This window comes from Pseudomonas neuropathica, from assembly GCF_051174785.1.
Lineage (GTDB): Bacteria > Pseudomonadota > Gammaproteobacteria > Pseudomonadales > Pseudomonadaceae > Aquipseudomonas > Aquipseudomonas neuropathica_A.
This window is the reverse complement of sequence record NZ_CP195111.1, coordinates 5,357,255-5,371,493: the sequence shown is the minus strand read 5'-3', so window position 1 is coordinate 5,371,493 and position 14,239 is coordinate 5,357,255. Positions and strand designations below refer to the sequence as shown.

The 14,239-nt window shown below is 58.1% G+C and carries 12 protein-coding genes; 7 read left to right on the top strand and 5 right to left on the bottom strand.

Features of this window, described 5'->3' with window-relative positions; all coding sequences use genetic code 11:
* Positions 1 to 13: 13 nt before the first annotated feature.
* The gene (gene thrH, locus ACRRSD_RS24325; protein ID WP_095047760.1) at positions 14 to 631 is read right to left on the bottom strand and encodes a bifunctional phosphoserine phosphatase/homoserine phosphotransferase ThrH; all 618 of its coding nucleotides are present in this window, start codon (positions 629 to 631) and stop codon (positions 14 to 16) included.
* Between the two features lie 164 nt (positions 632 to 795).
* Here thrH and ACRRSD_RS24320 point away from each other — a divergent pair, with 164 nt between their 5' ends.
* The 3 genes from ACRRSD_RS24320 (at position 796) to ACRRSD_RS24310 (ending at position 4,430) form a co-directional block, all read left to right on the top strand.
* Positions 796 to 1,530, top strand: coding sequence for a phosphoadenylyl-sulfate reductase (locus ACRRSD_RS24320; protein ID WP_034152888.1), 735 nt, complete (start codon positions 796 to 798; stop codon positions 1,528 to 1,530).
* 577 nt (positions 1,531 to 2,107) lie between these two features.
* Entirely contained in the window at positions 2,108 to 3,646 is a 1,539-nt protein-coding gene (locus ACRRSD_RS24315) for an NCS1 family nucleobase:cation symporter-1 (protein WP_435035763.1), read from the top strand.
* Positions 3,647 to 3,701: 55 nt separating this feature from the next.
* A complete protein-coding gene (locus tag ACRRSD_RS24310) occupies positions 3,702 to 4,430 on the top strand; it encodes an aspartate/glutamate racemase family protein (RefSeq protein ID WP_435035762.1) in 729 nt (242 codons plus the stop codon).
* Positions 4,431 to 4,550: 120 nt separating this feature from the next.
* On the opposite strand, the gene ACRRSD_RS24305 is transcribed toward ACRRSD_RS24310, so the two are convergent.
* Positions 4,551 to 5,477, bottom strand: a complete 927-nt coding sequence (locus ACRRSD_RS24305) for a LysR family transcriptional regulator (RefSeq protein ID WP_435035760.1) — start codon at positions 5,475 to 5,477, stop codon at positions 4,551 to 4,553.
* Positions 5,478 to 5,604: 127 nt separating this feature from the next.
* Between ACRRSD_RS24305 and ACRRSD_RS24300 the strand changes: the two genes are divergently transcribed.
* Positions 5,605 to 6,351 (top strand): 3-oxoacyl-ACP reductase family protein, encoded by a 747-nt coding sequence (locus ACRRSD_RS24300; protein WP_435035758.1) that lies wholly within the window; start codon positions 5,605 to 5,607, stop codon positions 6,349 to 6,351.
* A 75-nt stretch (positions 6,352 to 6,426) separates the two neighbouring features.
* Here ACRRSD_RS24300 and ACRRSD_RS24295 read toward each other — a convergent pair whose 3' ends face one another.
* Entirely contained in the window at positions 6,427 to 7,122 is a 696-nt protein-coding gene (locus tag ACRRSD_RS24295; RefSeq protein ID WP_435035757.1) for an HAD-IA family hydrolase, read from the bottom strand.
* A 244-nt stretch (positions 7,123 to 7,366) separates the two neighbouring features.
* Here ACRRSD_RS24295 and ACRRSD_RS24290 point away from each other — a divergent pair, with 244 nt between their 5' ends.
* The 3 genes from ACRRSD_RS24290 to ACRRSD_RS24280 all read left to right on the top strand — a co-directional run bounded on the left by ACRRSD_RS24290 (position 7,367) and on the right by ACRRSD_RS24280 (position 13,341).
* Complete coding sequence (locus ACRRSD_RS24290) at positions 7,367 to 12,139, top strand: RHS repeat-associated core domain-containing protein (protein WP_435035756.1); 4,773 nt, start codon at positions 7,367 to 7,369, stop codon at positions 12,137 to 12,139.
* On the top strand, positions 12,136 to 12,564 hold the full coding sequence (locus tag ACRRSD_RS24285; RefSeq protein ID WP_435035754.1) for a DUF6896 domain-containing protein: 429 nt from the start codon (positions 12,136 to 12,138) through the stop codon (positions 12,562 to 12,564). The genes ACRRSD_RS24290 and ACRRSD_RS24285 overlap by 4 nt, the downstream gene beginning before the upstream one ends.
* Positions 12,565 to 12,942: 378 nt before the next feature.
* The gene (locus ACRRSD_RS24280) at positions 12,943 to 13,341 is read left to right on the top strand and encodes a hypothetical protein (protein WP_435035752.1); all 399 of its coding nucleotides are present in this window, start codon (positions 12,943 to 12,945) and stop codon (positions 13,339 to 13,341) included.
* Between the two features lie 76 nt (positions 13,342 to 13,417).
* On the opposite strand, the gene ACRRSD_RS24275 is transcribed toward ACRRSD_RS24280, so the two are convergent.
* Both ACRRSD_RS24275 and ACRRSD_RS24270 read right to left on the bottom strand, forming a co-directional pair.
* A complete protein-coding gene (locus tag ACRRSD_RS24275; RefSeq protein ID WP_007914082.1) occupies positions 13,418 to 13,585 on the bottom strand; it encodes a hypothetical protein in 168 nt (55 codons plus the stop codon).
* Positions 13,586 to 13,708: 123 nt separating this feature from the next.
* The gene (locus ACRRSD_RS24270) at positions 13,709 to 14,128 is read right to left on the bottom strand and encodes a YMGG-like glycine zipper-containing protein (protein WP_007914081.1); all 420 of its coding nucleotides are present in this window, start codon (positions 14,126 to 14,128) and stop codon (positions 13,709 to 13,711) included.
* Between the last annotated feature and the right edge of the window lie 111 nt (positions 14,129 to 14,239).

The window sequence follows — 14,239 nt, the reverse complement described above, 5'->3', positions numbered from 1 at the left end:
TCCTTCCAGACGACTACAAACTCAACTCTCTATTAGAAGCCTTCAAGAATTCCTGCTTCAATTCAGCAAACGTATGCACCGCAGGAAATTGCGGAAACTCCCGAATCACATTCTCCGGCGCATGGAACAGAATCCCCGCATCCGCCTCGCCCAGCATCGTCGTGTCGTTATACGAGTCCCCCGCCGCAATCACCCGGTAGTACAGGCTCTTGAATGCCAGCACCGACTGACGCTTGGGATCTTTCTGGCGCAACTGATAGCTGGTCACACGCCCGGTTTCGTCAGTGATCAGACGATGGCAAAGCAAGGTCGGGAAGCCCAACTGGCGCATCAGCGGCTGGGAGAACTCGTAGAACGTATCCGACAGAATCACCACCTGAAAGCGCTCACGCAGCCAGTTGACGAACTCCACCGCGCCGTCCAGCGGCTTCAGGGTGGCGATCACTTCCTGAATATCCGACAGCTTCAGACCGTGCTCATCGAGGATACGCAGGCGCTGCTTCATCAGCACGTCGTAATCGGGAATGTCCCGGGTGGTGGCCTTGAGGGATTCGATTCCGGTTTTTTCAGCGAAGGCGATCCAGATTTCCGGCACCAACACCCCTTCAAGATCCAGGCAAGCAATTTCCACAAGACACTCCCGTTTGTATTGATTATTTGAGTCGAGCGATGCCGAACTCTAGCGACTCGCATGCAGGCGCGCAACGCACAGCGCGCCCCGAGCCTCGCAGCTTTTTGTTACCATCAGCCCCATATAGAGCGCCCAGCGCCACCGACCTGTAGGAAGCCGCCCTGATGAGTGCAACGTTCGACGTCGTGGAACTCGCCACGACCTATGCCAACAAATCCGCCCAGGACATTCTGAAACTCGCGTTTGCCGAGTTCGGCGATGACTTGTGGATATCTTTCAGCGGCGCCGAGGATGTGGTGCTGGTGGACATGGCCTGGAAGCTCAACAAGAACGTCAAGGTGTTCAGCCTCGACACCGGCCGCCTGCACCCGGAGACCTACCGTTTCATTGATCAGGTGCGCGAGCACTACAAGATCGACATCGAGCTGGTGTCGCCGGACTACACGAAACTCGAACCGTTTGTGAAGGAAAAAGGCCTGTTCAGCTTCTACAAGGACGGCCACGGCGAATGCTGCGGCATCCGCAAGATCGAGCCGCTGCGCCGCAAGCTGTCCGACGTCAAAGCCTGGGCCACCGGCCAGCGCCGCGACCAGAGCCCGGGCACCCGCAGCGCCGTGGCAGTGATGGAAATCGATACGGCGTTCTCCACGCCGGAGCGGACGTTGTACAAGTTCAACCCATTGGCACAGATGACCAGCGAAGAGATCTGGGGTTACATCCGCATGCTCGAGCTGCCGTACAACAGTCTGCATGAGCGCGGCTTCATCAGCATTGGCTGCGAACCGTGCACCCGCCCTGTCCTGCCGAACCAGCATGAGCGTGAAGGCCGCTGGTGGTGGGAAGAAGCGACGCAGAAAGAATGCGGGTTGCATGCCGGGAATATCATTAGCAAGGCTTGATCTCCAGTACCAGTGATATCCCCCTGTGGGAGCGAGCCTGCTCGCGAATGCGTCGTCTCAGTCGACATCTTCGTTGACTGAGACTACGCATTCGCGAGCAGGCTCGCTCCCACATTTTTGACCTGCGCAACTCTGAAAATGTGTACACACGAATGTCACCATCGGTGCCATTTATGTGTGCACTTTTTACTTTCAGCGCCCTGAAACGTTACATTCGTGCCAAAAGCCCCTCGCCTCAGCGCGTCATCAAAATCCCCCGCCAAAAATAAATACCTGTTCAGTCTGTCAATTTTTAACCACTTATTTTCAAAGGCTTAGGCATTTTCGATAACTATTCGAAATGAGTATGGCCACCTATAGATCCGCAACTGGCACAAATCTGGCTTTAGTGCATACATGTTTTGTATACAAAACCGCAAAACATAAAAACTTTCGATCCGCAAGCCTGAAGCGCCCTATCCCGTACAGGCTGCAGATGCCCCGTAACCAGTGATGCTTCACTGCCGCGACGAAGATTTGTCGAGCCTGAAGGCTCATGCACAGTCATCGCGGCCCTGAACATCAGGAGCCTGCCGGAATGCGTACAAGTCTCTCCAATAACATCGCGCTGAATCTGCCCGCCTCTGCCCTCGATCAACCGTCGTTCTACGACGGACTGACCGAACCGTTACAACTGAGCCCGCGATTGCACAACAGCGACCTGGCGCCAACCAAGGCCGAAGGGCGGCGCTGGGGCAAATACAGCATCTTCGCCCTGTGGACCAACGATGTGCATAACATTGCCAATTACTCGTTCGCCATCGGCCTGTACGCCTTGGGCCTGGGTGGCTGGCAGATTCTGTTATCGCTAGGGATCGGCGCGGCGCTGGTGTACTTCTTCATGAACCTGTCCGGCTACATGGGGCAGAAAACCGGCGTGCCGTTTCCGGTGATCAGCCGGATCAGTTTCGGCATCCATGGCGCGCAAATTCCTGCACTGATCCGCGCGGTTATCGCCATTGCCTGGTTTGGCATTCAGACGTATCTGGCGTCGGTGGTTTTCCGTGTACTGCTCACCGCAGTGCATCCAGGCTTCGCCGAATATGACCACAACTCGATTCTTGGCCTATCGACGCTGGGTTGGGTGTGCTTCGTGGCGATCTGGTTCGTGCAACTGGCAATCCTCGCCTACGGCATGGAAATGGTCCGTCGCTATGAAGCCTTTGCAGGGCCGGTGATTTTGCTGACGGTTGCGGCACTCGCTGGGTGGATGTACTTCCAGGCCAACGCGACCATCGCCTGGTCGATCCGCGAGCCGCTCACGGGTGGCGAGATGTGGCGCAACATCTTTGCCGGCGGCGCGTTGTGGCTGGCGATCTACGGCACGTTGATCCTCAACTTCTGCGACTTCGCCCGCTCTTCGCCATGCCGCAAGACCATCAAGGTAGGAAATTTCTGGGGTTTGCCGGTGAATATTCTGGTGTTCGCCGCGATTACCGTACTGCTGTGCGGTGCGCAATTTCAGATCAATGGCCGGATCATCGAAAGCCCGACCGAGATCATCGCCTCGATTCCCAACACCTTCTTCCTCGTGCTCGGCTGCCTGGCATTCCTGATCGTCACTGTGGCGGTGAACATCATGGCCAACTTCGTCGCACCGGCCTTCGTCCTCAGCAACCTGGCGCCGAAGTACCTGACCTTCCGCCGCGCCGGGCTGATCAGCGCCACCATCGCCGTGTTGATCCTGCCGTGGAACCTCTACAACAGCCCGCTGGTGATCGTGTACTTCCTGTCCGGCCTCGGCGCCCTGCTCGGCCCGTTGTACGGTGTGATCATGGTCGACTACTGGCTGATCCGCAAAGGCCGGATCAACGTCCCGCAGCTCTACAGCGAAGATCCCAATGGCGCTTATTACTACAGCCGTGGGGTGAATTTCCGTGCGGTGGCGGCGTTTATTCCTGCTGCTCTGATCGCCATCGTCCTGGCGCTGGTGCCGGGTTTCCACAGCGTCTCGCCATTCTCATGGCTGATCGGCGCGGGGATTGCCGGAATGCTCTACCTGATCATCGCCAAACGCCAACCGCACTACGCCGACATCAGCGGCGAATCGATCGCTGTCGACAACGTCTGCCATTAACCTCCTCGCGGCCCGGACTGCGGGCCGCAGAACTGCCCGCTATAAGGATTTCCCCATGCGTATTCTCGTGGTCAACGTCAACACCACCGAATCCATCACCGAGGCCATCGCTCGGTCGGCGCAGGCTGTTGCGTCACCCGGTACCGAAATCGTCGGTTTGACGCCGTACTTCGGTGCCGACTCGATTGAAGGCAACTTCGAAAGCTATCTGGCGGCCATCGCGGTAATGGATCGGGTGATGGCCTACGATCAACCGTTCGATGCGGTGATTCAGGCCGGTTACGGCGAGCATGGTCGTGAAGGTTTGCAGGAATTGCTCAATGTGCCGGTGGTGGATATCACCGATGCAGCAGCGAGTACGGCGATGTTTCTCGGCCATGCCTATTCAGTGGTGACCACGCTGGATCGCACCGTGCCGCTGATCGAGGACCGGCTGAAATTGTCCGGTTTGTGGGATCGGTGTGCCTCGGTGCGGGCCAGTGGTCTGGCCGTTCTGGAGCTGGAGCACGAACCGCAGCGTGCGCTGGAAGCGATCGTGCATCAGGCTGAGCTGGCGGTGACGCAAGACAAAGCCGAGGTGATTTGCCTGGGTTGCGGCGGCATGGCCGGACTGGATGAGCAGATTCGTCGGCGTACCGGGGTGCCGGTGGTGGACGGGGTGACGGCGGCGGTGACGATTGCGGAATCGCTGGTGCGCTTGCGCTTGTCGACGTCGAAGGTGCGAACGTATGCGACACCTCGGCGGAAGAACATCATTGGCTGGCCGGGGCGGTTCGCCCGCTGAGGTCATCCTCGGAAACCGAGTCGCCCCATTCGCGAGCAGGCTCGCTCCCACAGGGGAAATGCATTCCAAATGTGGGAGCGAGCCTGCTCGCGAAGGCCACACCTCGGTCTGATACCTTGCTCAGATAGCACTGAACCGCCGCGCCAACCCCTGCTCCGCAAACTGCTCAATCACATAATCGACAAACGCCCGCGTCTTGCCCGGCAGCAACTTATGTTCGGCGTAATAGATCGAGATGTTGCCGTCATCGACAAACCAGTCCGGCAGCACTCGCTGCAACGTCCCCGCCTCCAGATACCCCACCGCAAACGGCATGCTCACCAGCGCAATTCCCAATCCCTGCACCGCCGTCCTGCAAGCGGCCTCGGAATCGCTCATGGTCATCCGGGCCTTGAGCATCAACGGCCGACAATTCTGCGGATTGCGCCCGGTCAGTTGCCAGGAACGCACACGCCCGGTTTGCGGTGAGCGGATCAGAATCCCGTCGTGATGGCTCAGGTCGTCCGGTTCGAGGATCTCGGGATTGGCCTGTAGATAGTCGGCAGATGCCACCAATATCCGGTGCGCCGGGCTCAACTTGCGCGCGATCACGCCTTGCGGCAGTTCGAAACCGCCACCGATGGCTGCATCAAAGCCGTGGGCGATCAGATCGACCTGTCGATTATCGAAGTGCCAGTCCGGATTGATCGCGGGATAGCGCCGCAGAAACTCACCCAGCATCGGCACGATGTGCAGGCAGCCAAAAGCCGCGCCCATGCTGACCTTCAGCGTTCCCGCCGGAAGCCCTTCGACGCTGGACAGGTTGGCCACGGCATTTTGAATCGTGGTCAGGCTACCGCTGACTTGATCCAGAAACAGTTGTCCAGCCTCGGTCAGTGTCAGGCTGCGTGTACTACGCTGGAACAGCCGCACGCCGAGCCGAACCTCGAGTTTGGCCACGCTCTTGCCGACTGCCGCCGGGGTCAGACTCAAGCGCCGCGCAGCTTCGGCAAAGCTGCCGACTTCAGCGCTGCGCACAAAGCATTCGATACTGCTGAAGGTTTCCATGGCCGCCACTATAAACTTCTGGTTTACACAGACTATAGCAATCATGGTCTACACAGTTGTCGATACCACGCCGATACTCGCCACCAATACCAAGGCATTCCCGCCTTGAACACTCTGGAGATCGAACATGTCAACTCAACACCTCGGCGGCAAAGTCGCTCTGATTCAAGGCGGTTCCCGTGGCATCGGCGCTGCCATCGTCAAACGCCTGGCCGCTGAAGGCGCAGCAGTAGCCTTCACTTACGTCAGCTCCGCCGCGAAAGCCGAAGAATTGCAGAACAGCATCACCGCTAACGGCGGCAAAGCCCTGGCGATCAAGGCTGACAGTGCCGACGCCGCCGCTATTCGCCACGCAGTCAGCACCACGGTCGAAGCCTTTGGCCGTCTCGACATTCTGGTCAACAACGCTGGCGTGCTGGCTGTTGCACCGCTGGAAGACTTCAAACTCGAAGATTTCGACCAGACCGTGGCAATCAACATTCGCAGCGTTTTCATCGCTTCCCAGGAAGCCGCCAAACACATGGGCGAAGGTGCACGCATCATCAACATCGGCAGCACCAACGCCGACCGCATGCCCTTCGCCGGTGGCGGTGTGTATGCGATGAGCAAATCGGCACTGGTCGGCCTGACCAAAGGCCTGGCCCGTGACCTCGGCCCACGCGGCATCACCGTCAACAACGTGCAACCCGGCCCGGTCGACACTGACATGAACCCGGCGCACGGTGACTTCGCCGAAAGCCTGATCCCGCTGATGGCTGTAGGTCGTTACGGTAAAGCCGAAGAAATCGCCAGCTTCGTCGCCTATCTGGCAGGTCCGGAAGCCGGCTACATCACCGGTGCCAGCCTGACCATCGACGGTGGTTTCGGCGCCTGATTTATCTGAGTCGACTGAACGAAAAACGCCGCCCCTCTTGTTACAGAGGGGCGGCGTTTTTTATACATCAGGTGTTTAAGCCCATTCCAGCGCCGGCAAGCCGCAAGCACTTGGAGTGAACGCTTTCAGCGTACGAAGAATCCCGTCAGCGTGTGCGTATTTTTCATCGGCCATCGCTGCATCCGGAATGGCAATGGCGGTCATGCCGGCGGCTTTCGCTGCGGTCACGCCGAACGGTGAATCCTCGAATACCAGACAATCTTCAGGCGCGACGCCCAGACGCCGGGCGGCGGTGAGGAAGATATCCGGCGCAGGTTTCGCCGCGCCGACTTCCGGATCGTCCGCTGTAACGATGAAATCGAACAGCGCGAACCAGTCGCGGTGCAGCGTGGTTTTCTGCCCGAACGATTGGCGCGACGAGCTAGTGCCCACGGCAATCGGGATATTGTGCGCCTTGAGATGGCGGATCAACTCTTCGGCACCCGGCATCGCTTGCGCGGAGGGAAAGCGCTCGCGCATCAGTGGCTCGCGGATCACCAGAAACTCTTCGGCGGTGATCGGCAGATCCAGTGCCTGCACCACGTAATTGGCCAGATCATTGGCCCCACGGCCAATGATGTTCTGCTTGATGCTCCAGTCGAAGGTGCGCCCGTAACGCTGAGCAATCAGCGACGTGACTTCGGTGTAAATGCCCTCGGTGTCCAGCAACAAACCGTCCATATCGAAAATCACGGCCTTGATCGGGCCGAACGCCTTCAGCGGTGCATTCATCATCGGATCCGTTAACAAAGACATCCCAGGCGGCAGGTGGCGCCGCTGCTCGGATCTGATTAAAGGGTTCAGCAGCATAACGAGCGCGACGGACATTGAGCAACGGGCAATGTCCGTTGCAGCGATGAACGACTCGCGACAATTTAGCGAAACATCCTACAGACATCACCTACTCGCCCGACTTCTTTCCTGATTGATCCCCCGCAAAGTCCCCGCACCTTTTTGATGTGCGCGAGAACTGCGAATGCTTCCAACCGATCGGCTTCTGGCCCTGAACAACAGCATCGGCCTGCTCGTTGTTGCTGCTTTGAATCCCGATGAGCCGGATTTTGACAACCTGATCCGCGAGTTCCGCCTGTGTCTGAACCACTACGACGCCTGGGCCGAGCAGTTCTGGACGGGGACGGCGCTGGATGTCGAGCAGGTCTTCACTGTCGGTAACGACGTGCGCCTCAGTGCGCCGATCAAGTCGCGCCAACCGCTCAGTTCATCGGTGGTCATGTGCTCGGCCAGCGGGGAGTTGACGCTGGTGCATATGTTCGAGGCCGCGCGATTTGTGCCGATTGGCGATACGCCGGTAACCCTCGAACCGGTGCTTGCCGATGTCGGCGGTGTGCTGACTTTCGGCGAGCCGCTGCGTTACACCATCGGCCCCAGCGGCATTCTGCAAGTGACCGATTGCGATCGGGGCCAGCGTTATCGCATCACCTTCTTTCCCGATGTGTCCACCGACCATGTGCGTGCGCTGTATGCCTCTTATGAGGGTGTCATTGCAGGCCTGGAAGGCTGGCTGCGCGCTGAGTGGGCAGGGTTTCAACCACAGTGGAAGGAGTTTTCCAGCGCCGGTTTTCTGGACCGTTACGGTCAGTTGCAACAGGCCGATTGGCGCGGGTTCGAGAAGGCCCTGAATGGCGTCTGGGACGACATCAAACAGGTATTCGCCCTGCTCGCCGACTTGCAGGCCAACAGCGAAAAATTGCTGGAATACCTCAGCGAGGCCGAGCTTGAGGCGTTATTGACTGCCTCCAGCGACGCCATTGCCAACGGTCTGCTGATCCTCAGTGACGAACCGCTGCTGTTTATTCATCTGGCCGCGTTTACCAGTTGGTTGAAGATGCTGCCGCCGCAGTATCTGGCCGAAGTGGTGGCCGAGGTTCGGGCCGAACTGCTGGTCAGTTTTCTGCTGATGGGGTTGTCGGGTGGCGTCGGCGTGCCGGTGCGCTTGAGCAGCAAGGTGCTGGCGAAGATCAAGTCGCCGCGCGCGCGGGAATGGCTGGCGGCCTCGGCGTTGCGCTTGGCCGAACTGACGTCCTCGGCGGATTTGACGCGGCATGCCAGCGTTTTGAAGCCGCTGATGCTCAATGTGCGTGACGTTGAGTTGAAACCGACACCGGCGATACCGCTGAACATTCGTCAGGCCGACTCGCTGGTGTTGACCGTGCCGAATCCGGCGCCTGTTGTGCGGGACAAGTCTGGCGGTTCGAGCCGGATCGAGCGACATGAGCCGCACGACGACTCGCCGGATCAGGCGAAAAATCCTAACGGCGACAGCGCCGATTGCGTGCCACGCACCTGCACCAACGGCTGCCCGGTGTCGATGGTCACCGGCGAGGAACTGCTGACCCTGACCGATGCGCTGCTTGATGGTGTGTTGCCGTTCGAGTTCACCCGGTTGTATCGCAGCAGTGCCGCCGAAATCGATGTCGGGCTGGGGTTTGGCTGGAGCCATTCACTGGCGCATCGGCTGGAGTTTTTCGCTGATGAGGTTGTTTGGGTCGATCACGAAAACCGGCATACCCGTTTTCCGTTTCCGAGCGTTGAACGGCCGGCGATTCACAACAGTTTGTCGCGGGCGGCGATTTTTCTGGGTGATGAGCCGGAGGAGCTGATCCTCGCGCTGGCCGGGGAAACGGCGCGGTTCTATCACTTCCGCGCGGGACGGCTGACGGCGATCAGCGATGGCTATGGCAATCGTCTGACGGTGCAGCGCGATCGCTCTGACCGGGTGCAGCGACTGGACAACGGCGCCGGGCGTTCGCTGCTGTTGCGCTATGACCGCGCGCAGTTGCTCGGTGTGGATTACCAGGTGTTTCGCGACGGTGCCTGGAGCACCGAACAGGCGCTGGTCAGTTACCGCTACGACGCTTATCAACACCTGATCGAAGCGAGCAACGCCGTCGGCGACAGCGAGCGTTACGACTACGACGACGCTCACGTAATCCTGCAGCGGCAACTGGCCGGCGGCGCGAGTTTCTTCTGGGAGTGGGAGCGCTCGGGGAAAGCCGCGCGTTGCGTGCGTCACTGGGCGTCGTTTTCGCAGATGGACACGCGCTACGTCTGGAATGACGACGGCAGTGTCGCGGTGCATTACGTCGATGGCACCGAAGAGACGTACGTCCACGACGACCGTGCGCGGCTGGTGCGTAAAGTCTCGGCGGATGGTGGCGAGCAGCTCAAGGCCTATGACTCTTCGGGGCGCTTGATCGCCGAGCAGGATGCTTTAGGCGCCGTCACCGAATACCGCTACGACGAGATCGGACGGCTGATCGCGCTGATTCCGCCGGATGACGCGCCCACGTCCTACGAGTATCGCAACGGTTTCCTGCACCGGCGTTCGCGCGGTGATGCCGTGTGGATCTACCGGCGCAATGCCGAGGGCGATGTCACCGAAGCGGTCGACCCCGACGGTCAGGTCACCCATTACTACTACGACACCCGTGGCCAGTTGCTGTCGATCCGCTACCCGGACAGCAGCCGGCATCGCTTGGTCTGGAACAGTCTTGGCCAACTCATTGAAGAGACCTTGCCCGACGGTGGCGTACGGCGCTTTTCCTACGACGCACTGGGGCGGCGGACCACCACCGCCGACGAACACGGTGCGGTCACCCGTCAGCATTGGGACGCCGTTGGCCGACTGATCCAGACGACATCTCCTACCGGCAATACCCGTGCTTACAGCTACGGCGCCTACGGTCAGGTCACCGCCGAGCGCGATGAACTCGGGCGCATCACCCGCTACGAATACGACGACCTGCACCTGGTCTCGCGGCGCATCAACCCAGACGGCACGCGGGTGCAGTACCGCTACGACCATGCGCAACTGCTGCTCACCGAGATCGAAAACGAGTCTGGGGAAAAGTATCGGCTGGACTACACACCGACCGGGCTGATTCGTCAGGAAAGCGGTTTTGACGGCCGGCGCACGGCGTACGCCTATGACCTCAACGGGCATCTGCTGGAAAAGACCGAGTTCGGGGATGACGGCTCGACGCTGATTACCAGATATGCACGCGATGCTGTCGGGCGTCTGCTGGTCAAAACTCTGCCGGACGGGATCAAGGTCAGCTATCAGTACGACCGACTCGGTCGTTTGATCAGTGTCGACGACGGCCAGAACCACCCGCTGGCCTTCGAGTACGACCGCCAGAACCGCTTGATCACCGAGCATCAAGGCTGGGGCACCCTGCGTTACCGCTACGACGCCTGCGGCCAGCTCAAGCGCATGCGTATGCCGGACAACAGCGTGCTCGACTACCACCACGCCAAGGGCGGCGCGCTGACCGGCATCGACCTCAATGGGGCCGAGTTGAGCCGTCACGTCTATCAGTCCGGGCGTGAACAACAACGCCAGCAGGGCCTGCTGCTCAGCGAATATTCCTACGACGATCAGGGACGATTACTCGCCCACGCCGTAGGCCATCAGCGCGATGCGCTGTATCGCCGCGATTATGCCTACAACGCCAACGGTAATCTCGCGCACATCGCCGACACTCGCCACGGCCAGCGCACCTACGGCTACGACGCCCTCGACCGGCTGATCCGCGTACGCCACTCACGCGACGAACTGCCGGAAAGCTTCGCCCACGACCCGGCCGGCAACCTGCTGATGCAGGACCGCCCCGGCCCGAGTCAGATCAAGGGCAACCGCCTGCTGATGCAGGGCGATCGTCATTACGACTACGACGCCTTCGGCAACCTGATCCGCGAACGCCGTGGCCGTGCGCAGACACTCGTCACCGAATACCGCTACGACAGCCAGCACCGCCTGATCGGCCTGACCCGCCCCGACGGCCAGACCGCCAGCTATCGCTACGACGCCTTCGGTCGACGCATCAGCAAAACCGTCAACGGCGAGACCACCGAGTTCTTCTGGCAAGGCGACCACCTCGTCGCCGAAAGCAGCGAAAACGAATACCGCAGCTACGTCTACGAACCCGGCACCTTCCGCCCGCTGGCACTGCTCGACGGCAAAGGCCCGCAAAAAGCCTGCCCCTTCTATTACCAACTCGACCACCTCGGCACCCCGCAGGAACTCACCGACTACAGCGGCGACATCGTCTGGTCAGCGCAATACGACGCCTACGGCAAAGTCGCCGCACTGACCCTGGCCGGCGAGGACTACCTGAACCAGCCGCTGCGCTTTCAGGGACAGTACTTCGACGGCGAAAGCGGCCTGCATTACAACCGGCATCGGTATTACGACCCGAGGCTGGGGCGATATCTGACGCCGGATCCGATCAAGTTGGCCGGTGGGTTGAATCAGTACCAGTACGTGCCGAATCCCACGGGGTGGGTGGATCCGTTGGGGTTGAGCTCTAACTGCCCGCCGCCGAATAAGCCGGGTTGTGAGGTGCCAGGTGGAAGTGATGGGATTACGGTTGATGAAGGAGAGCCGAAACTACCGAACATTGCTCACAATATAGATCCAAAAACTTTGAAGCGAGTACATACAATAGAGGGCAAAACCTCAACCAAGACAGTCGAGGATTATAAAAATAAAATGCGCAGCGGATACGACCCAACAGATCCCATCGAAGTCGTCGAACATGACGGCAACCTATATATTCTGGACGGACACCATCGCGCAGCGGCTGCACGGCAAACTTCGACCAATGTGACAATCAAACTCGTAAGCGATCTTAAAACGTACAACGGAGCACTAAGAAGTATTGAAGATGTATTAGAGTCAGCAAACAATGTGGGCCTGGACAGATTGGAGCACCGGAGAAGAAGATGAGCGATCAAAATGAGACTTTGGACATCCTGATAAATGACTTTATCTCCATGGTGGAGTCCAGCACGCTGATATTTGAGCGCAAATTTGGCACTCGTGACATTCGAAGGCTTTGGTACACCAAGGCGATCAAGCGATGCGGAAGAGTCACTCGAGGCGTTAAATATGTATTACATGGTATTGGCTGCCGCATCAATTTATCGACAGGAAGCGTAGATTTTGACTATGGCCCTAACGGTGAAATCAATGGGTTTGATACTCGGCGCTTATACTACTTCGCCCGTGACAGACCCTCTAAACATAGAAAATATTGCGATGAAGCAACCATTAAAAAAGAACTCGAAGAATATCTGAAGCTAAAAAAAATCAAAAAAATGTCAGCCATAAGTAACCTGTATGTATTGGCTGACTCAAAAGAAACCGATTAAACACGACCACCAAAAGGGCCTGTTCACTCAGGCCCTTAAAACCAATTCCAGACTTTCAACCCAACCTATTCCCCTCACTCCTCATCCTCATCCTCTTCATACTCCATATCCGCCTCATCCGAATCATCCGAATCATTCAGCGGCACCGTCGCATCATCCATCACGACCCCGGATCCTCATTCCCCCGGGTCATTGATAAATGGCAGCCCACTCGAACCTCTCTCTTCCTTGCCTTCGGTTTCAGGAGTCATGGCAAACATCGTCATTTCAGGGAGTGTCAGGGAGTGTATGACTTTCGAAAAGCCCTACAGCTGATCGTTCCAGATTCGGATCAGCAAATACAAAAAACCGGCACATCGCCGGCAGTGAGCCCGGCACATGACTAAAAGATATCTCGTACAAATAATTGAAATCGATCCAATCATCGAAGAATTGGTTGTGCTTCGAGTTCAAGGGGTGATCATCCGATGCTTCGCAGGTTACTGTCCATCAGTCATTGAAGAGGGAAGAAACTACGAGGCTGAATTCGAAATGGTTTTACCTGATGAATTGGACATCACAAAAGCAGAGCATGAAGAAGCACGTATCGAGATGCTAGAAGATGGGTTTTCGTGTGATATCTATGGCTACATGGATAGCGACCTTTTCCAGTCTCTGATTGAATTTTCGGATCAAGACATTCATTTCGAATACCCGCATCTCAACGGACAGTTCGTCAAAATCACTGCTGTAAGAATTGATGTCTCGTTTTCAGTCCCAAGTAATATTCGAACCTAAAAAAGAGCCTGACAAAAAACAGGCTCTGAAGAATCGGCGATCACGCTAAAAGCAGGCGCGAATCTGATAATCACGCTCACTGCTCGTCTTCATCCTCCTCATACTCCATATCCGCCTCATCCGAATCATTCAACGGCACCGTCGCATCATCCATCAACGACCCCGGATCCTCATTCCCCGGATCATTGATAAACGGCAGTCCACTCGAACCCTTCTCTTCCTTGCCTTCGGTTTCAGGAGTCATGGCAAACCTCATCATCTGGTGGCGTGTATGACGTTCGAAAAGCCCTACAGCCAATCGTTCCGAAGTCCGACGAGCAAATACAAAAAACCCGGCAAAAAAGCCGGGTTTCCGTTTAACCCTCCATCAATGATGGCGGTTTTTATGTTTGTTCTTGTGTTTGTGACCGCCGCCCGAATGAGAGCCACCATCGTCACCCAGGTTATTACCGACCGCACCACCCGCCGCGCCGCCCAACCCTGCGCCAATGGTCGAGCCCGTAGAGCCGCCGAGGCTGTTGCCGACGACCGAGCCACCCGCCGCGCCGAGACCACCGCCAATGGCAGCTTCGGTGCGATTACGCTTATTCGCCCCGACGGCACTGCCGGCCGCGCCGCCAACACCCGCACCTACCGCCGCGCCAGTACTGCCACCGAGTTGTCCACCGACCACATTACCGAGTGCGCCACCCAGCCCACCACCCACAGCGGCGGTGCCATCACCGGCGGCCATCGCCCCTTGTGCTACCAGCAAACCGAAAAACAGTGCAGATAATGACAAGCGCATATGAACCTCACAGTTCCCGAAGCGGGACAGTCCGCCCAGACATGGGCCTATGTGAGATTGGAGAGTCGAACGGGGAAAACGTTCAGCCATGAAAAAGCCCGACATTCAGCC

Excerpts from the sequence above, each read along its gene's own strand:
- ACRRSD_RS24320 (WP_034152888.1), top strand. The coding sequence starts at position 796 with ATGAGTGCAACGTTCGACGTCGTGGAACTCGCCACGACCTATGCCAAC.
- ACRRSD_RS24315 (WP_435035763.1), top strand. The coding sequence starts at position 2,108 with ATGCGTACAAGTCTCTCCAATAACATCGCGCTGAATCTGCCCGCCTCT.
- ACRRSD_RS24310 (WP_435035762.1), top strand. The coding sequence starts at position 3,702 with ATGCGTATTCTCGTGGTCAACGTCAACACCACCGAATCCATCACCGAG.
- ACRRSD_RS24305 (WP_435035760.1), bottom strand. The coding sequence starts at position 5,477 with ATGGAAACCTTCAGCAGTATCGAATGCTTTGTGCGCAGCGCTGAAGTC.
- ACRRSD_RS24300 (WP_435035758.1), top strand. The coding sequence starts at position 5,605 with ATGTCAACTCAACACCTCGGCGGCAAAGTCGCTCTGATTCAAGGCGGT.
- ACRRSD_RS24295 (WP_435035757.1), bottom strand. The coding sequence starts at position 7,122 with ATGAATGCACCGCTGAAGGCGTTCGGCCCGATCAAGGCCGTGATTTTC.
- ACRRSD_RS24290 (WP_435035756.1), top strand. The coding sequence starts at position 7,367 with ATGCTTCCAACCGATCGGCTTCTGGCCCTGAACAACAGCATCGGCCTG.
- ACRRSD_RS24285 (WP_435035754.1), top strand. The coding sequence starts at position 12,136 with ATGAGCGATCAAAATGAGACTTTGGACATCCTGATAAATGACTTTATC.
- ACRRSD_RS24280 (WP_435035752.1), top strand. The coding sequence starts at position 12,943 with ATGACTAAAAGATATCTCGTACAAATAATTGAAATCGATCCAATCATC.
- ACRRSD_RS24275 (WP_007914082.1), bottom strand. The coding sequence starts at position 13,585 with ATGACTCCTGAAACCGAAGGCAAGGAAGAGAAGGGTTCGAGTGGACTG.
- ACRRSD_RS24270 (WP_007914081.1), bottom strand. The coding sequence starts at position 14,128 with ATGCGCTTGTCATTATCTGCACTGTTTTTCGGTTTGCTGGTAGCACAA.